Annotated in this window: 12 protein-coding genes; 5 read left to right on the plus strand and 7 right to left on the minus strand. The window is 74.7% G+C overall.

Going from position 1 to position 14,821, the window contains the following annotated elements; all coding sequences use genetic code 11:
• Positions 1 to 3 precede the first annotated feature (3 nt).
• The 3 genes from AB0B97_RS26360 to AB0B97_RS26370 are packed head-to-tail and all read left to right on the plus strand — an operon-like array spanning position 4 to position 3,405.
• On the plus strand, positions 4 to 807 hold the full coding sequence (locus AB0B97_RS26360; RefSeq protein ID WP_357497310.1) for an ABC transporter ATP-binding protein: 804 nt from the start codon (positions 4 to 6) through the stop codon (positions 805 to 807).
• Positions 804 to 2,858, plus strand: a complete 2,055-nt coding sequence (locus AB0B97_RS26365) for a penicillin acylase family protein (protein WP_357497312.1) — start codon at positions 804 to 806, stop codon at positions 2,856 to 2,858. The genes AB0B97_RS26360 and AB0B97_RS26365 overlap by 4 nt, the downstream gene beginning before the upstream one ends.
• Entirely contained in the window at positions 2,848 to 3,405 is a 558-nt protein-coding gene (locus AB0B97_RS26370) for a GNAT family N-acetyltransferase (RefSeq protein ID WP_357497314.1), read from the plus strand. The genes AB0B97_RS26365 and AB0B97_RS26370 overlap by 11 nt, the downstream gene beginning before the upstream one ends.
• Positions 3,406 to 3,506: 101 nt before the next feature.
• Here the strand turns inward: AB0B97_RS26370 and AB0B97_RS26375 are convergent, their stop codons facing one another.
• From AB0B97_RS26375 to AB0B97_RS26395, 5 genes are all read right to left on the minus strand, one after another.
• Positions 3,507 to 7,217, minus strand: coding sequence for a S8 family serine peptidase (locus tag AB0B97_RS26375; protein ID WP_357497316.1), 3,711 nt, complete (start codon positions 7,215 to 7,217; stop codon positions 3,507 to 3,509).
• Positions 7,218 to 7,451: 234 nt separating this feature from the next.
• Entirely contained in the window at positions 7,452 to 8,060 is a 609-nt protein-coding gene (locus AB0B97_RS26380) for a bifunctional 4-hydroxy-2-oxoglutarate aldolase/2-dehydro-3-deoxy-phosphogluconate aldolase (protein ID WP_357497318.1), read from the minus strand.
• Entirely contained in the window at positions 8,057 to 8,794 is a 738-nt protein-coding gene (locus tag AB0B97_RS26385) for an IclR family transcriptional regulator (RefSeq protein WP_357497320.1), read from the minus strand. The genes AB0B97_RS26380 and AB0B97_RS26385 overlap by 4 nt, the downstream gene beginning before the upstream one ends.
• A 1-nt stretch (position 8,795) precedes the next feature.
• On the minus strand, positions 8,796 to 9,812 hold the full coding sequence (locus AB0B97_RS26390) for a sugar kinase (RefSeq protein WP_357497322.1): 1,017 nt from the start codon (positions 9,810 to 9,812) through the stop codon (positions 8,796 to 8,798).
• Positions 9,813 to 9,906: 94 nt separating this feature from the next.
• Positions 9,907 to 10,767 carry a S1 family peptidase gene (locus tag AB0B97_RS26395; RefSeq protein WP_357497324.1) on the minus strand — a complete coding sequence of 287 codons (861 nt, stop codon included), beginning with the start codon at positions 10,765 to 10,767 and terminating at the stop codon, positions 9,907 to 9,909.
• A 170-nt stretch (positions 10,768 to 10,937) separates the two neighbouring features.
• Between AB0B97_RS26395 and AB0B97_RS26400 the strand changes: the two genes are divergently transcribed.
• On the plus strand, positions 10,938 to 12,113 hold the full coding sequence (locus AB0B97_RS26400; RefSeq protein WP_357497326.1) for a low temperature requirement protein A: 1,176 nt from the start codon (positions 10,938 to 10,940) through the stop codon (positions 12,111 to 12,113).
• Positions 12,114 to 12,140: 27 nt separating this feature from the next.
• Here AB0B97_RS26400 and AB0B97_RS26405 read toward each other — a convergent pair whose 3' ends face one another.
• Entirely contained in the window at positions 12,141 to 12,713 is a 573-nt protein-coding gene (locus tag AB0B97_RS26405) for a nucleosidase (RefSeq protein WP_357497328.1), read from the minus strand.
• A gap of 189 nt (positions 12,714 to 12,902) precedes the next feature.
• Here AB0B97_RS26405 and AB0B97_RS26410 point away from each other — a divergent pair, with 189 nt between their 5' ends.
• Positions 12,903 to 13,334: a Rieske (2Fe-2S) protein gene (locus tag AB0B97_RS26410; RefSeq protein WP_357497330.1), complete on the plus strand. Its 432-nt coding sequence runs from the start codon at positions 12,903 to 12,905 to the stop codon at positions 13,332 to 13,334.
• 18 nt (positions 13,335 to 13,352) lie between these two features.
• Here the strand turns inward: AB0B97_RS26410 and AB0B97_RS26415 are convergent.
• Positions 13,353 to 14,821: PQQ-binding-like beta-propeller repeat protein (locus tag AB0B97_RS26415; RefSeq protein WP_357497332.1), on the minus strand; the 1,469-nt coding region annotated here is incomplete at its 5' end.

Consider the following 14,821-nt stretch of genomic DNA (forward strand, 5'->3'; position numbering starts at 1 on the left):
CCCATGACATCCCGCCTCGGCGGCACCGCGCTGACTCTCGCCTACGACCGGCGCACCATCTCCGAGGATCTGACCGTGGCGGTGCCCGACCGGTCGTTCACGGTGATCATCGGACCGAACGCGTGCGGCAAGTCGACGCTGCTGCGCGCGCTGTCGCGGATGCTGCGCCCGAGCGCCGGCGCGGTGCTGCTGGACGGTCGGGACATCCACGACCAGCCCGCCCGCACTGTCGCCCGCACCCTCGGCCTGCTGCCGCAGTCGTCGATCGCGCCGGACGGGATCGGCGTCGCCGAACTGGTCGCCCGGGGCCGCTACCCCCACCAGGGTCTGCTGCGGCAGTGGTCGCGCGAGGACGAACGGATCGTCGACGAGTCGATGGCCGCCACCGGGGTCGCCGACCTCGCCGACCGGCCGGTGGACGAGCTGTCCGGCGGCCAACGCCAGCGCGTCTGGATCGCCATGGCACTGGCCCAGCAGACACCACTGCTGCTGCTCGACGAGCCGACCACGTACCTCGACATCGCCCACCAGATCGAGATCCTGGACCTGTGCGCCCGGCTGCACGAGGAGCAGGGCCGTACGCTGGTCGCGGTGCTGCACGACCTCAACCACGCCGCCCGGTACGCCACCCACCTCATCGCGATGCGTGACGGGCGGGTGGTGGCCGCCGGCGATCCCCGCGAGGTGGTCACCGCCGATCTGGTGGCCGACGTGTTCGGGCTGCCCTGCCGGGTCATCGACGACCCGGAGACGGGCACCCCGCTTGTCGTCCCCGCAGCCCGTCGACGCGCGACCGAGCCGGCATGAGCACGCGGCTCTTTCGCGACAGGTGGGGCGTGCCGCACGTACGCGCCGACGACCCGCTCGCCCTCGCGACGGCACAGGGTCGGGTGACCGCGTACGACCGGGCGTGGCAGATCGAGGTGGAGCGGCACCGGTCGGCGGGCACCAGCGCGGCCTTCCTCGGCGTCGACGCGCTCGCCTGGGACCGGTTCGCCCGCCAGGTCCGGCTTGACGACACCGCCCGCCGCTGCCACGCCAACCTGGACGCGGCGACCGCCGAGTGGGTGGGCGCGTACGTGGACGGGGTGAACGCCGGCCTCGCCGCCGGGGCGGCCCGCGCGCCGGAGTTCGCCGCCACCGGGCTGACCCCGGGCCGGTGGGAACCGTGGACGCCGCTCGCGGTGTGGCTGGGGCACCACATCCTGTTCGCGGGGTTCCCCGGCAAGCTCTGGCGCGAGCACGTCGCACGGTGCCTCGGCCCGGCGGCGGTCGAGGTGTTCGCCACCGACGGGCCGGCCGTCGCCGGCAGCAACGGCTGGCTGCTCGCCGGTTCCCGCACCGCCACCGGCGCCGCGCTGCTCGCCGGCGACCCACACCGGATTCTGGAGGACCCGGGCGTCTACCAGCAGATCCGGCTGGCCTGCCCGGAGTACGACGTGGTCGGCCTGGCCGTGCCCGGCGTCCCGGGCATCGCGCACTTCGGCCACACCCAGGCGGTGGCGTGGGCGATCACGAACGCCATGGCCGACTACCAGGACGTCTACGCCGAGCGGCTGCGCCGGCACGACACCGGGGTGCAGGCGTTCGGCCCGGACGGCTGGCGCGAGGCGCACGTCCACGTCGAGACGATCGAGGTGGCCGGCGCGGACCCGGTCCAGGTGGAGGTGGTGGAGACCGACCGGGGGCCGGTGATCGCCGGCGGGCCGGACGACGAGACGGCGGTGAGCCTGCGCTACCCGCCCCGGGTGCGCGGCGAGCTGGGGTTCGCAGCGCTACCGGAGCTCCTGCGTGCCCGCACCGTGTCCGATGTGGACAACGCCCTGCGGCACTGGGTGGAGCCGGTCAACGTGGTGCAGGCGGCGGACACCGCCGGCGGGCTGCTGCACCGGGTCGCCGGGGTGGTGCCGCTGCGGCACCCGGACAACTGCCGCCGGGTGGTCCCGGCCTGGGAGGCCGCGTACGCCTGGCGCGGCTGGCACGCGCCGATGCCCCGCGCCGAGGTGACCGGCCGGGCGGTGATGGCCAACGAGCGGGGGCTGGCGGCGCCGCTCGGCGTCGAGTTCGCCGCCGGGCACCGCGCGCGCCGGATCACCGAGCTGCTCGACGCGGGCCGGGACTGGACGGCCGCGCAGATGCCCGCCGTGCACACCGACACGCACCTCGGGTCGGCCGGACCGCTGCTCGCGGTGCTCGACGGGCTGGGAGGGCTCGGCCCCGCCGCCGCCGCGCTGCGCGACCGGCTGCTGCGCTGGGACCGCCGGATGAGCGCCGACAGCACCGACGCGGCGGAGTTCGCCCTCCTGCGGGCCGCTGTCGTCCGGCGGATCGCCGCCCACCCGGCCCTGGCCACGCTGGCCGAGCCGCCCGCGTACCCCGAGGTGTTCGCGCCCTGGTTGGCGCTGACGCCGCGGGTCGGCTACGCGCTGGAGCACCTGCTCGCCGGCAGGTCGCTGCCCGGCGTGGACCCGGCGGCGGAGGTACGCGCGGCGGCCGAGGAGGTCGCCGCCGCGGCGGCCGGCCCGGTGCCCTGGGGTGACCTGCACCGGCTGGCGGCCTGGCGGGCGCTGCCCGACCCGGACGCGACACCCGGTCCCCGCCTCGACGGCGACCACGACTGCGTGCTGGCCACCTCCAGCGTGCCCGGGGTCACCCACGCGTGCTTCCGGGGGCCGGCCGCGCGGTTCGTCTGGGACCTGGCCCGCCGCCAGGACAGCCGCTGGGTGGTCCCGCTGGGCGCCAGCGGCGTGCCCGGCGATCCGCACCACGACGACCAGCAGCCCGCGTGGCTGGCCGGCGAACTGCTGCCGGTCACCACGGACTGGGACCGCCTCACCGAGGAGACCGATGAGCACTGACGGTCAGCACCACCGGCGCGACGTCCCCGGGTTCGGGGTGGTCACCATCCGCCCGGTGCGCCCGGACGAGGACGCCGACCTGCTGCACGGCTGGGTCACGACCGAGCGGGCCCGGTTCTGGGGAATGCGCGAGGCCAGCCGCGAGCGGGTGCGGGAGATCTACGCGTACCTGGATTCGCTCACCACGCATCACGCGTACCTGGCGCACCGCGACGGCGTGCCGGCGGCGCTGGTGCAGACGTACGAGCCGGGAGCCGATCCGGTCGGCGGGTGCTACGAGGTGCGCCCCGGAGACATCGGCGTCCACCTGCTCGTCGGGCCCCCGGGAAGCGTCGAGCGGGGTTTCACCGGCGCGTTGTTCGGCGCGATCCTGGAGTTCGTCTTCACCGACCCGACCCGACTGCGGGTCGTGATGGAACCGGACGTCCGCAACGACCGGATGCTGCGGCGGCTCCTGCGCAGCGGGTTCCGGGCCGGCCCGGTGATCGACCTGCCCGAGAAGCAGGCGCGGCTGCACTTCCTCGACCGCCCGGAGGGCACCGGCTGAGCCACACCGCCGCCGACTGAGCCACACCGCCGACTGAGCCCGCGACGACGCCGGCCGCCGACCGGGATGCGTGCGGCACCCCGACCGGCGGCCAGCCGCCCTCACCGCAGACCGAACGCCCGGGTGATGCTCTGGCTCACGGTGTTGCCGGCCGTGTCCCGCGCGCTGGTCCGCAGGCTCACGAAGCGGGCCTTCGCCGGGGCGTCCAGGGTGGTACGCCAACCGTCGCCGTGGCGGGTGAGCCGCGGCTTCTGCCAGGTCCTGCCGTCGTCGTAGGACACCTCGACGGTCACCGGACCCACCGTGCCCGACACCCCGGGCAGGTGGGAGGCGACCACGGTGAGCGGCACCCGCCGCGACGCCGTACCGTCGCGGTCGATGGCCACCTGGTAGTCCAGCTGGATCATCGGCAGCACCTCCGAGGACTCCGCGCCGGTGGCCGCCGAGCGAAAGCCCCACTCGGTGCGGGTCTGCCGGGAGTACGGGTTGGTCCACGCCGCCCTGTCGTTCTCCACCACCAACCGGTACGGCAGCCGCTGCGCGGGCAGACCGCCCACCTGCAGGTACTCGGCGTTACCCCAGTTCAGCTCCTTGTCGCCCTGGTAGAGGGTGGTCCGGTTGACCATGTCGAAGTTGGCGTACGCCTCACCGATGTGCCCACCACCGTCGCCCCAGCCGGGCGCGGGCAGGTAGACGGTGTCCAGGTACCGGACCGGCACGTAACCCCCGCCCATCCGGGGCCGCTGGATCGGCCCGAACCACTCGACCCGACTCGACCGGTCCGCCGGGTAGGTGGCCACCGCCATCAGGTGCTGGCCGGTCTCACCGGCGATGAACGCGTCGTCGACCCACCGCTGGTCGGCGCTCACCCAGTCGGTCCGCCGGCCCTGCGCCGGAGCGGGCTCCTGGTTGCTCGACGCCCAACCCCGCCAGACGTCGGTGCGGAACTCCAGCGCCTTGCCCTGCCGGTAGTTGCGGAACTCCACGTCGACCCGGGCCAGTTGCCGCTTCGTCGGCCGGTAGGTGGGGTCGGCCGGCGCCGCGCCGCTCCAGTGGTGCGCCACGTCGTACAGGTAGGTCGTCTCCGGGTGCGAGTCGACGGTCAGCCGCACCGGGCCGCGCCCCAGCGCCGCGATGAGCTGGTCGCCCTCGTCGGCGCCGAGCGTCGCCACGGTCACCGGGGCCGGGCTCTCCGGGCTCCACGCCGCCTCGTCCCACGGTTGGAGCCGGCCGACGCCGTCGTTGACCACCAGCAGCAGCGTCGCCCCGGCCGCCGCGGCGGCCTGCGCCCGGGCGGCGATGTCCACGGTGTCGCTGCGCCGGACAACCACCGCCCGGTCCCGGACGGGGTGCTTCGCCAGCCCGGCCGCCGACGCGTCGGCGACGTACACCGCGTCCATCTGGCGGCGACCCGCCGGCAGTGCGGGGGTCGCCCGCTTGACCAGCAGATCGTCGTACGACCGGCCGCCGGCCGCCACGGTCAGCGCCGGCTGTTCCAGCCGCCACCGGGCGCCGAACTCGAACTCGCCGTCGGTGACGGCGCGGCCCGTCGGCAGCGCCCACATGCTGTCGTACGAGTCGTCGGGCAGCACCTGGCTCTCGGTGAGGCCGTTCGCGGTGGACCGGTGGATGTCCATCCGCAGCGCGGTGGCGGTGGCCTCCTGCGGCACCTCGGCGCGCACCTGGCGGGCGGCCCGCGCGTCCAGGGTGACGGTGCGGTCGGTGTTCAGGTTGACGTCGGTGAAGCCGAGCATCGCCATGCCCTTGGAGCGCGGCCCGTGCACACCGCGCACGTCGGTGGTGAGCCAACCGGACCAGTTCGCCACCGGCAGCCGCAGCGTCGCGGTGCCGCTCTCGGGCAGGTCAACGGCGGTGAACAGGCCGTCGGTGGTGAGGATGACCTTGCCGGCGAGCGGCTTGCCGTCCCGGTCCTTCGCGACAAGCGTCAGGTTCTGCCGCTGGCCCTCCTTGCCCGCCCCGATCAGGGTGCGACCGCGCACCGTACCGGCACCGTCGGTGGCGATGATCGCGCCACTGACCTGCTTCTCGACCGGCAGCCGGTCGTACGCCGCGGTGAGCGTCACCGTCGCGGTGCCGGCGGCGGGCACGGTGACCGTGTCGGCCGACAGGGCGAAGAGGCCGGCCGGCGCGGTCGGCGCGTCGACGGACAACGTCAGCGTGATCGGCGTGCTGGCGGTGTTGGTGTAGGTGACCGTCCGGTCGACAGTCCCGCCGGGCTGCTGCGGCCACGCCTGGAAGCCGGAGTAGGCGCTCGGCGTGGCGAAGACGGTGGCGTGCACGGCGGCGACCGCGTCCACCCGGCCCGCGCCGGCCTGGTACGGGGTGTAGTCCGGGGTGGCCTTGACGGTGCTGACCAGCGCCTCCTTGATGCGCTGACCGGTCCAGTCGGGGTGTGCGGCGGCGACCAGCGCGGCCGTGCCCGCCACGTGCGGCGTCGCCATCGACGTGCCGCTCATCAGCGTGTAGTCCCCGGACCCGCGTACCTGGTGGGAGCGGGCGGCCAGGATGTCCACGCCGGGCGCGGTGATCTCGGGCTTGAGCCCACCGTCACCGGCGCGCGGACCCTGGCTGGAGAAGTCGGCGAGGTGGTCGGTGGAGTCGACGGCGCCCACGGTGAGCGCGGAGTTCGCCGCGCCCGGGCTGCCGATGCTCGCCGGGCCGCTGTTGCCGGCGGCGATCACGAAGAGCGCGCCGGTCTCGGCGCTGAGGCGGTCGACCGCCTGGCTCATCGGGTCGCTGCCGTCGGTGGCCTCACCGCCCAGGCTCATGCTGACGACCCGGGCCTTCTGCTCACGGGCGGCCCACTCCATGCCGGCGATGATCCACGAGTCCTGCCCGCTGCCCTCGCTGTTGAGCACCTTGCCGACGTGCAGCCGGGCGCCGGGAGCGACGCCCCGCTCGACACCACCGGACGCGGCGCCGGTCCCGGCGATCGTCGACGCGACGTGCGTCCCGTGTCCCTTGTAGTCGAGGATGTCGGGCTCCTCGGGCACGAAGCTGCTCGACGCGGTGATCTGCCCGGCCAGGTCCGGGTGCTCGGCGTCCGCGCCGGAGTCGAGCACCGCGACGTCGACACCGGCGGCGGTGTTGCCCCCGGCCCAGACGGCCGGCGCACCGATCTGCGCGGTGGACTCGGCGAGGTCGGCGTGCACCCGGCCGTCCAGCCAGACCTTGGCGATGCCGCCCGCGAGCGTCGGGGCGGCACCGGCGCGGCGGGCCGTGCCGGTGGTGAGCGCGCCCCAGAACTTCTCGGCGGTGCCACGCGGGCGGGTCAGCGCGGCGCCCCGCACACTGTCCAGCGGCCGGACCAGCTCGGCACCGTCCACGGTGGGCCGGGTGCGGGCGCGGGCCGCGGCGTCGGTGAGCGTCACGATCAGCGGCAACGCGTCCGAGTGCGCGTCGTCGTACCCGTCGGCGATGAGGTCGGTGACGTTGAACAGTTTGCGGTCCAGCAGACCGCCCGTGACGTACGGCAGCGCGGCGTCCGGGTAGACGTAGGTGTCGCCGTCGAGCACCGTACGGTGGAAGGTCGGCGTGCTGCCGTCCGGCCGGCGGACGGTCGAGACGGTGCTGCCGTCGGCCGCGGTCGTGACGGTGACGATGTCGCCGGTGATCAGGGTGACGGTGGACGCCCGGCCCGGCGCTGCCGGCGGCTGGCCGACGGGGCGGGCCGGGTTGTTCGGCGGGGCGGCCGACGCCCCCGTGCCGGGTGGGGTGAACCCGGCGGCCAGTGTGAGGGCGGCACCGAGGGCGATCAGCCCGGATCGGCGGCGCCTGGAAGACAGAGCCACGATGACCTCTTTGTGTCGAGGAGCGGTACGCAGCACAGCATCACGGCAACGCCCACCCCCCGTACCCCGCCGCCCCCAGGCGCGTTGACGCCATGACGCAACCCCGCCACCCCCTCCGCGCCCCTCCCCCCGTCCCCTCCCCGCCGATCTTGCACTTACTGTCGTCGATCTATCCCGATTCACGGCTTTCGTGGGGACAGAAAGTGCAAGATCGGCGCAGGGAGAGGGGTGGGGTCAGGGGTGGTGGGTGGTCAGTTTGGCCAGTTGGTCCAGCTGGGTCGGGTCTGCCAGGGCTGATCCGACGGCTGCCACGCGTACGCCCGCGTCGAGGAACGCGGCGGCGTTGCCCGCGTCCAGGCCGCCCGTGGCGACGAAGCGCAGCTGCGGCAGGGGGCCGGCCATAGCCCGGAACCAGGCCGGCCCGAGGGAGATCGCGGGGAACGCCTTGAGCCAGGTCAGGCCGTGCCGCAGCGCCTGCTGCGCCTCGGTGGGGGTGGCCACGCCGGGCAGGTGCGGCAGGCCCCGGGCGGCGGCGGCGTCGGCGACCGTGAGGTCCAGACCGGGCGCGACGGTGAAGCCTGCGCCCGCGTCGGCCGCCGCCGCGACCTGCTCGGCGTCGAGCACGGTGCCGGCGCCGACGATCCGGCCCCGCGCCGCGCCCGCCTCGACGGCGGCGCGCAGGGCGGGCACCGCGTCCGGGGTGGCCACCGGCACCTCCACCACGAGGATGCCGAGGTCCCAGGCGCGCTCGGCGAGCCGGACGGTCTCGGCGACCGGCAGGCCGCGCAGGATCGCCATCACCCGGGCACCGCCGAAGATGTGCGCGAAGTCCGCTGTGGTCATGGTCCACTCCATCCGAGGTCACGGGAGATCTGCTGGGTGGTGGCCAGCAGTCGGGGTAGCAGGCGGCGCAGGTCGGCGAGGGTGGCCACCACCGTCGGGGCGGTCACCGACACCGCCGCGCTGACCGATCCGTCGGCCTGGCGCACCGGCGCGGCCACACAGGTGATCAGTGGCTCGAACTCGCCGTCGTCGGCGGCCCAGCCCTGCTCGGCGACGGCCGCCAGCTCCGCGCGCAGGGCGGCCGGGTCGCAGATGGTGGCCGGGGTGTACACCCGCAGCGCGGCGCCCTCGACCAGCCGGGTCAGCTGCGGGCGATAGGCGAGGACCACCTTGCCGACCCCGCTGGCGTGCAGGGGCGCGGTGCGGCCGATCCGGGAGTACATCCGCACCTGACCACGGGCCTCGATCTTGTCCACGTAGACGAGGTCGTCGTCGACCAGCTGTGCCAGGTGGATGGTGTGCCCGCAGTCCCGGCCGAGCGCCGCCAGGTGGGGACGCGCCACCGCGCGTACGTCCAGGGAGTCCAGTGCCTGCTGCGCGAGGTCGATCAGTCGCAGGCCCACAGTCCAGCCGCCGTCGGTGCGGCGGGCGAAGCCGCCCGACTCGAGGGTCTGCAACAGTCGCAGCGCGGTGGACTTGTGCACGCCCAGGTCGGCGGCCACACCACCGAGCTGCGCGGGCTCGCGCGCCAGCAGTTCGAGCACGCGCATCGCCCGGTCGACGCCCTCGGACACCTCAGCCCTCCGCCGGCACGCGGGTCAGGTCGGGTGGTGACCAGGGGCCGTCGAGCAGCCGCTGAAACCAGGACCACTGTGGCAACGGCGCGTTGTCGCCGGCACTGCCCAGCGCCTGCGCGGCGACGAGGTGGCCGAGGCGCAGGCGCCGCTCCGGGTCGAGGTGGCGCAGCAGCCCGGCCAGGTAGCCGGCGGCGAACGCGTCTCCGGCGCCGACCGGTTCCACCACCGACACGCGGGGCGCCGCGACGATCACCGGTGCGGCGTCGCGGGACAGGGCGGTGGCGCACACCGCGCCGTCCTTGACGACCACCGTCCGTGGGCCGGGCAGCAGCCGGCGTACCGCGGCGGCGTCGGCGGCGCCCCAGAGGGCGTACGCCTCGTCCTGGCCGACGAAGACCAGGTCGCTGCGGTCGGCGAGGTCACGCAGCACCGGCGCGGCCCGCTCGGCGGGCCAGAGCCGCGCCCGGTGGTTGACGTCGAAGCTGACCAGCGCGCCCGGCAGCGGCCGGTCGGTCACCGCGTGCTCGACCAGCGCCCGGGAGGAGGCGGAGAGCGCCGGGGTGATCCCGGACAGGTGCAGCACCCGCGCGCCGGCCAGCCGTGGGTCGGCCAGCGCGCTCGCGTCCATCCGGGACGCGGCCGAGCCCGCCCGGTAGTAGTGCACGGCGGTGCTCGTCGGGCCCGGATCCTTGAGGTAGAGGCCGGTCGGGGCGGCCGGGTCCACACCCACCAGGTCGACGCGGACGCCGGCGTCGGCGACGTGTCGGACGACGGCTCGGCCGAAGGGGTCGTCGCCGACGCGGCTCACCCAGGTCGTCCGGTGGTCGAGGCGGGCCAGGTAACCGGCCACGTTGGACTCCGCGCCGCCGACCGAGACGGCGACCCGCCCGGCGTGCTCCAGCGGCTCGCCCGGCGGTGGGCACAGCACGACCATGGTCTCCCCCACCGTGACGACCTCGGCCGGCGGGGAGCCGGCCGGGGCGGCAGCGGGGTCGGGTCGGGGCTTGCTCGACATGGCGGCACACGTCCTCGGGGAAGGGTCCGGGGCGCCGCCGAGCCTAGGCGCGTTGTGCCAGCCGAGCAACCCGTTGCGCTGAGCGCAACGCAGGTCAGGGCAGGGTCAGCCCGTACGCGGCCAGCACCTCGGCGATGGGCTGGTAGTAGGTGGTGCCGCCGGAGGTGCAGTTGCCGCTGCCCCCGGAGAGGATGCCGAGGATGGTGCCGGTGGACGCCACGTACAGCGGGCCGCCGCTGTCCCCCGCCTCGGCGCAGATGTTCGTGCGGATCAGGCCGTAGATCACGCCGGTGGCGTAGTTGACGGTCTGGTTGAGGCCGGTGACGCTGCCGCAGCGGACCCCGGTCGTGACGCCGCTGCGGCACACCGCCTGACCGACGTACGCGGTGCCGGGGCCGTTGATGGTGAGCAGCCCGGGATAGGTGTAGACGGCGCTCGGGTGGGCGATCCGGCCGGTGTAGCGGATCAGCCCGTAGTCGTCGCCGGGATAGCTGGTGGCGGTACGGGTGCCGAGGACCGTGGTCTGCGCGCTGTCGGCGTACCAGGTGGCGGCGGCGGTGGTGCAGTGGCCGGCGGTGATCACGTAGTAGGTGCTGCCGCTGCGCGCGTTCGCGCCGAGCGAGCAGCGCGCGCCGCCGCCGTAGATGCCCTGCCCACCGGCGATCAGGGGACGCAGCGTTCCGGGCTCGTGGCGCAGCAGCGCACCGGCCCGGTCGGCCACCGCCCGCAGCACGGTCAGCTCGCCGGGGGCCACGGTGTCGTCGACGGTGACTGTCATCCGGCCGGTTGCGGGGTCGAGGCCCCAGGCGGTGCCCGCGGTGCGTACCCCGGTCAGCAGGGCGGCCGGGTCGGCGGCGGGCGCGGCGGCCCGGTCGGGGACGGCAGCCTGCGCCGCGCCGGGCGCGACGAGCAGCAGGACGGTCAGGACGAGGGCGACCAACGGGGAGCGGCGCATCCGAACCTCCGAAGAGATCGAGATTGATGGATGCGGTAAAGCATCGCCCGGCGTCCGACGCCGAGGCAACCTCCGGTCGTCCTCTTCCCCGACCGGTGGGAATCGCCGATCCCGGGACGACCCGCGCCAAGGCCGCCGATAATCCTCGAAGACACGGCGGGAGGCCGGGCATGACCACCGGAGGCACCGGGGCGCTGGTACGCCGGCTGGACGGGTCGACCCGGGCCACGCTGCTGGAACTGCTCTTCGACGTGGTCTTCGTGGCCGCGCTCGCGCAGACCTCGAAGCTCCTCGCCGACCAGGAGTCCTGGGCCCACAGCGGCGCGGCGTTGCTGATGCTGACGGCCATCTGGTGGACCTGGTCGGTCACCACCACCACCACCGAGTTCTACGACCCGCAGCAGCGCCCCATCCAGGCCATCCTGATGATCGCCATGGTCGGCTCGGTGGGGATGGCGGCATCGCTGCCGATGATCACCACCGGGCAGGCGATGGTCTTCGCGCTCGCCTACGTCGGCACCCACGTGGTACGCGGCATCGTCCTGGTCAGCACGTTGTACCGGCAGCAGCACCACGCGGCCATGGCGCGCGCCACCCGGTTCCTGTTCTGGTTCCTGGTGTCCGGTGTCCTCTGGATCATCGGCGCGCTGGCGGAAACCGCGCGGTGGTGGATCTGGATCATCGCGATCGCGATCGACCTGCTCTCCGCGGCGGCGCGCTATCCCACACCGCGGCTCGGCCGGGTGCCGCTCGACCAGTACAACCGGACCACGGCACACCTGGGCGAGCGGTACCAGCAGTTCGTCATCCTGGCCCTCGGCGACATCATCCTGGTGCCCACCCTGGAGGTCAGTCGCAGCGAATTCGACCGCCTCCGGGTCACCTCGCTGCTCTGCGCGTTCGCCATCATGCTGCTGCTCTGGCAGATCTACGTCTTCCGAGCCGGCGAGTTGCTCGAGACCGCTGCCGCGTCGGTGCCCGGCAGGTCCACCCGGATCGCTCCGTACACCCATCTGGTGCTGCTGGTCGGCGTGGCCGTCACGGCGGCCTCCTTCGACCTGGTCGTCGACCGGCCGACCGGACCGACCCCGGCACGGTGGCTGATGCTGATCATCGGCGGACCGCTGGTGTTCGTGCTCGGCCGCGCGCTGTTCACCTACCTGCTGTCCTCACACGTGCCGTGGCGGCGAGTGGCGACGCAACTGCTGCCCCTGTTGCTGCTGCCCTGGGCCGGCGGCTGGCCACCGGTGCTGGTCACCGCGATCGTGGCCCTCGCGCTGGCCGGGCACGTCCTGATCCCCGGTGCCGGCGACCGGGAAACCACGCGCGGGCTCCGACCACGATGACCCGCCGGGCCGGACGACCCTCGTCGGTCAGGCGAGGTGCCGACCGGCCCAGTCGGCGAGGTCCCGGGCGCAGGCGTCCACCGACTCCCGCCACGTGCGGGCAGCGCCGTCGCCCGCCTCGTCGCTGACCTGCTTGATCAGCCGGCAGGGCACACCGGCCTGGGCGGCGGCCCAGGCCACCGCGTACCCCTCCATGTCGACCAGGTCGGCACGCTGGGCCAACCGGTCCCGCGCGTCGTCGTCGGCCACGAACGTGTCGCCGGTGGCCAGCACCGCCCCCTCGGCGGCCAGGGCCAGCGGCGCCCCGTAGGTCTCGCCGGTGAGCGTGCGCAGCAGGTCGGTGTCCAGGTCGTGTTGCAGCACGGTGGCGACCTCGTGGATGCCCGCCCACCCCTGGCGCAGCGCCCCGGCCGTGCCCAGATTGAGCAGCAGGCTGGGACGCGGGCCCGCGGCCAGCATCGCCGCGACCGCGCTGGCGGCGTTGACCTTGCCCATGCCGGTGAGCAGCACCGGCAGGTCGGGCGGCAGGTAGCGGGCCTCCTCCCCCACCGCGAGCACCACCAGCGGACGATCGGCGCGGACCGTACCCCGAAGAATCACCGGAGCATCCTAAGGGCCGTCGTCGACGGCCCGCTGTGCACCCAGTCACCATCCAGGTTCGTCCCACCGCACGTTCAGGCGCGTGCGGCAGGCTGGGCCCGCGACCATCGGACCCGCCCGGCCACACCGCCGCCGACCACCGGCGACGCCGCCCGGGCGTCCGGGCCGCCGACGAGAGAGGTGACGAGGGTGTACGACGGACAGGAGTTCCTCCGCGACAAGCGCTGGTGCCTGAGCAGGCGGACGCTGCTGACCGGAGCCGGCGCACTCGGCGCGGCGGGGCTGCTGAGCGCCTGCGGTGCCGGCGACAGCTCGGCCGACCGGGCGGCTGCCGCCCCGGGCACCGTCCTGGCCCGCACCGGCGACGTGCCGGTCGGCGGCGGCACTGTCGTCGACGGGGTCCTGGTCGTCCAGGCCGAGGCCGGCACCTTCACCGCGTACGACGCGACCTGCCCCCACCAGGGCGTACGGGTCGGCGCACCGCGCGACGGAGTGATCACCTGCCCGGCGCACAACTCCACGTTCGCGGTCGGCGACGGCTCCCGCCTGGGCGGGCCCGCCAGCCGGGGGCTCACCGAGATCCCCGTACGGGTCGACGGCACCGACATCGTCCGCGCCTGACCGCCGTCCCGCGGGCGGTCAGTCGTCGGTGAACCGGTACAGCACGAAGTCCTTGTCCGCCCCGCACGCGATCACCCGGGTGTTCCACGAGCAGGACGCGCTGCGCACGTCGACGAGCTGGCCCAACTCGTCGACGTCGCCCGACTCGGCCCACACGCCGGCCACGCTGCGGTTGTCCGCCACCGTGCTGGTCGGCTCGGCGAAGACGAGCAGGTTGCCGGCGTCCAGTCGGGCCGCCACGCCGGGTCGGTCGGTCAGCACCGCCTTGCCGGCGGCGTCGAAGAGGGTGACTGTCGCCTTCGGGTACTCCCGTTGGGTCAGCACCTGCTCGCCGACCGGGACCAGACCTGTCGCGCCCGGCGCCGACCAGGAGATCGCCGGCTTCCCCTCGGTCGCCGCGACCACCTCGGTGCGCTCGGCCTCGCTGTTGCGCACCTGCACCAGGCAGGCCCGCCGCTCGCCGCAGGCCACCAGCGCCTTCGGCCGGTACTCCGCGTTCCCGGCCCGGTAGAGGACCACCGGCGCCGCGTCGGAACCCAGGTCGTACGCCAGCACCTGGTACCCGCCGTCGGTTGGGGCCACGTACAGGCGGTCCTCGTGCGCCACCACCAGGTCGTCGAGGTCGGCGACGTTGCCCCACTCGCGCAGCACCGAGCCGGAGGACATGTCGAGCAGCCGCGCCGACCGGTCCGCCCCGATCTGCACGAGCCGTCGCCCCTTGCCCGTCCACGGGTCGCGGGCGCCGCCGTCGAGGTACGCCGGCCCACCCGCCGCCTCGTCGGTGCCCACCGGCCGGACGACGGTACGCGCGCCGCCGTACTGGTCACGCGGGTTGGGCCTGTTCCACTTGTCGGTGCCGTCGCCCAGCTTCAGGCCGACCAGTCGCCCGGCGGCCCGGTCCACCAGCACTGCGGTGTCGTCGGAGAAGTAGACGTCGTCGTCACCGCGGACCGCCCGGTGCCAGCGCTGGGCGCCGGAGCGGGCGTCCAGGACGGCCAGTTCACGCGGCGTGCTGTCGCCCGGCGCGTCGGCGAGGACCGCGACCGCCCCCGGTACGGCCACCAGGCCGGCCCAGTCGTCGGCGGTGACACCGGTCTGCCGGCGCCACAGCTCGTCGCCGGTGCCGGTGTCGACGGCGATCACCTCCAGCCGGTCGTCCGGCAGCGGGTACCCGAGGTAGGCCCGGTCGCCGAGCACCGCTGTCCACATGCCGCCGGGCCGCTCGGCGCCGGCCGGCACCCTCGACAGCTCGCGCAGCGTTCCGAACTCCAGGTCCGGGTAGCGGTCCCGCAGCAGGTAGAGCGTGGCCGCGGTGGCGACCCCGGCCAGGGCGAGCACCGCGCCGAGCACCACCCACCGGGCCCGCCGCCAGGTCGTACCGCCGGGCGGGGTGGGCGTCGGCGTGGCATTCGCCGCGCCGACCAGCGTGCCCCCGGCGCCCGGCGGCTCCGGCACGGTCGGCGCGGGCGCCGGCGGCCAGCCGGGGC

The sequence above is a fragment of the Micromonospora sp. NPDC049004 genome, from assembly GCF_040649315.1.
In the GTDB taxonomy this organism is placed as follows: Bacteria; Actinomycetota; Actinomycetes; order Mycobacteriales; family Micromonosporaceae; genus Micromonospora.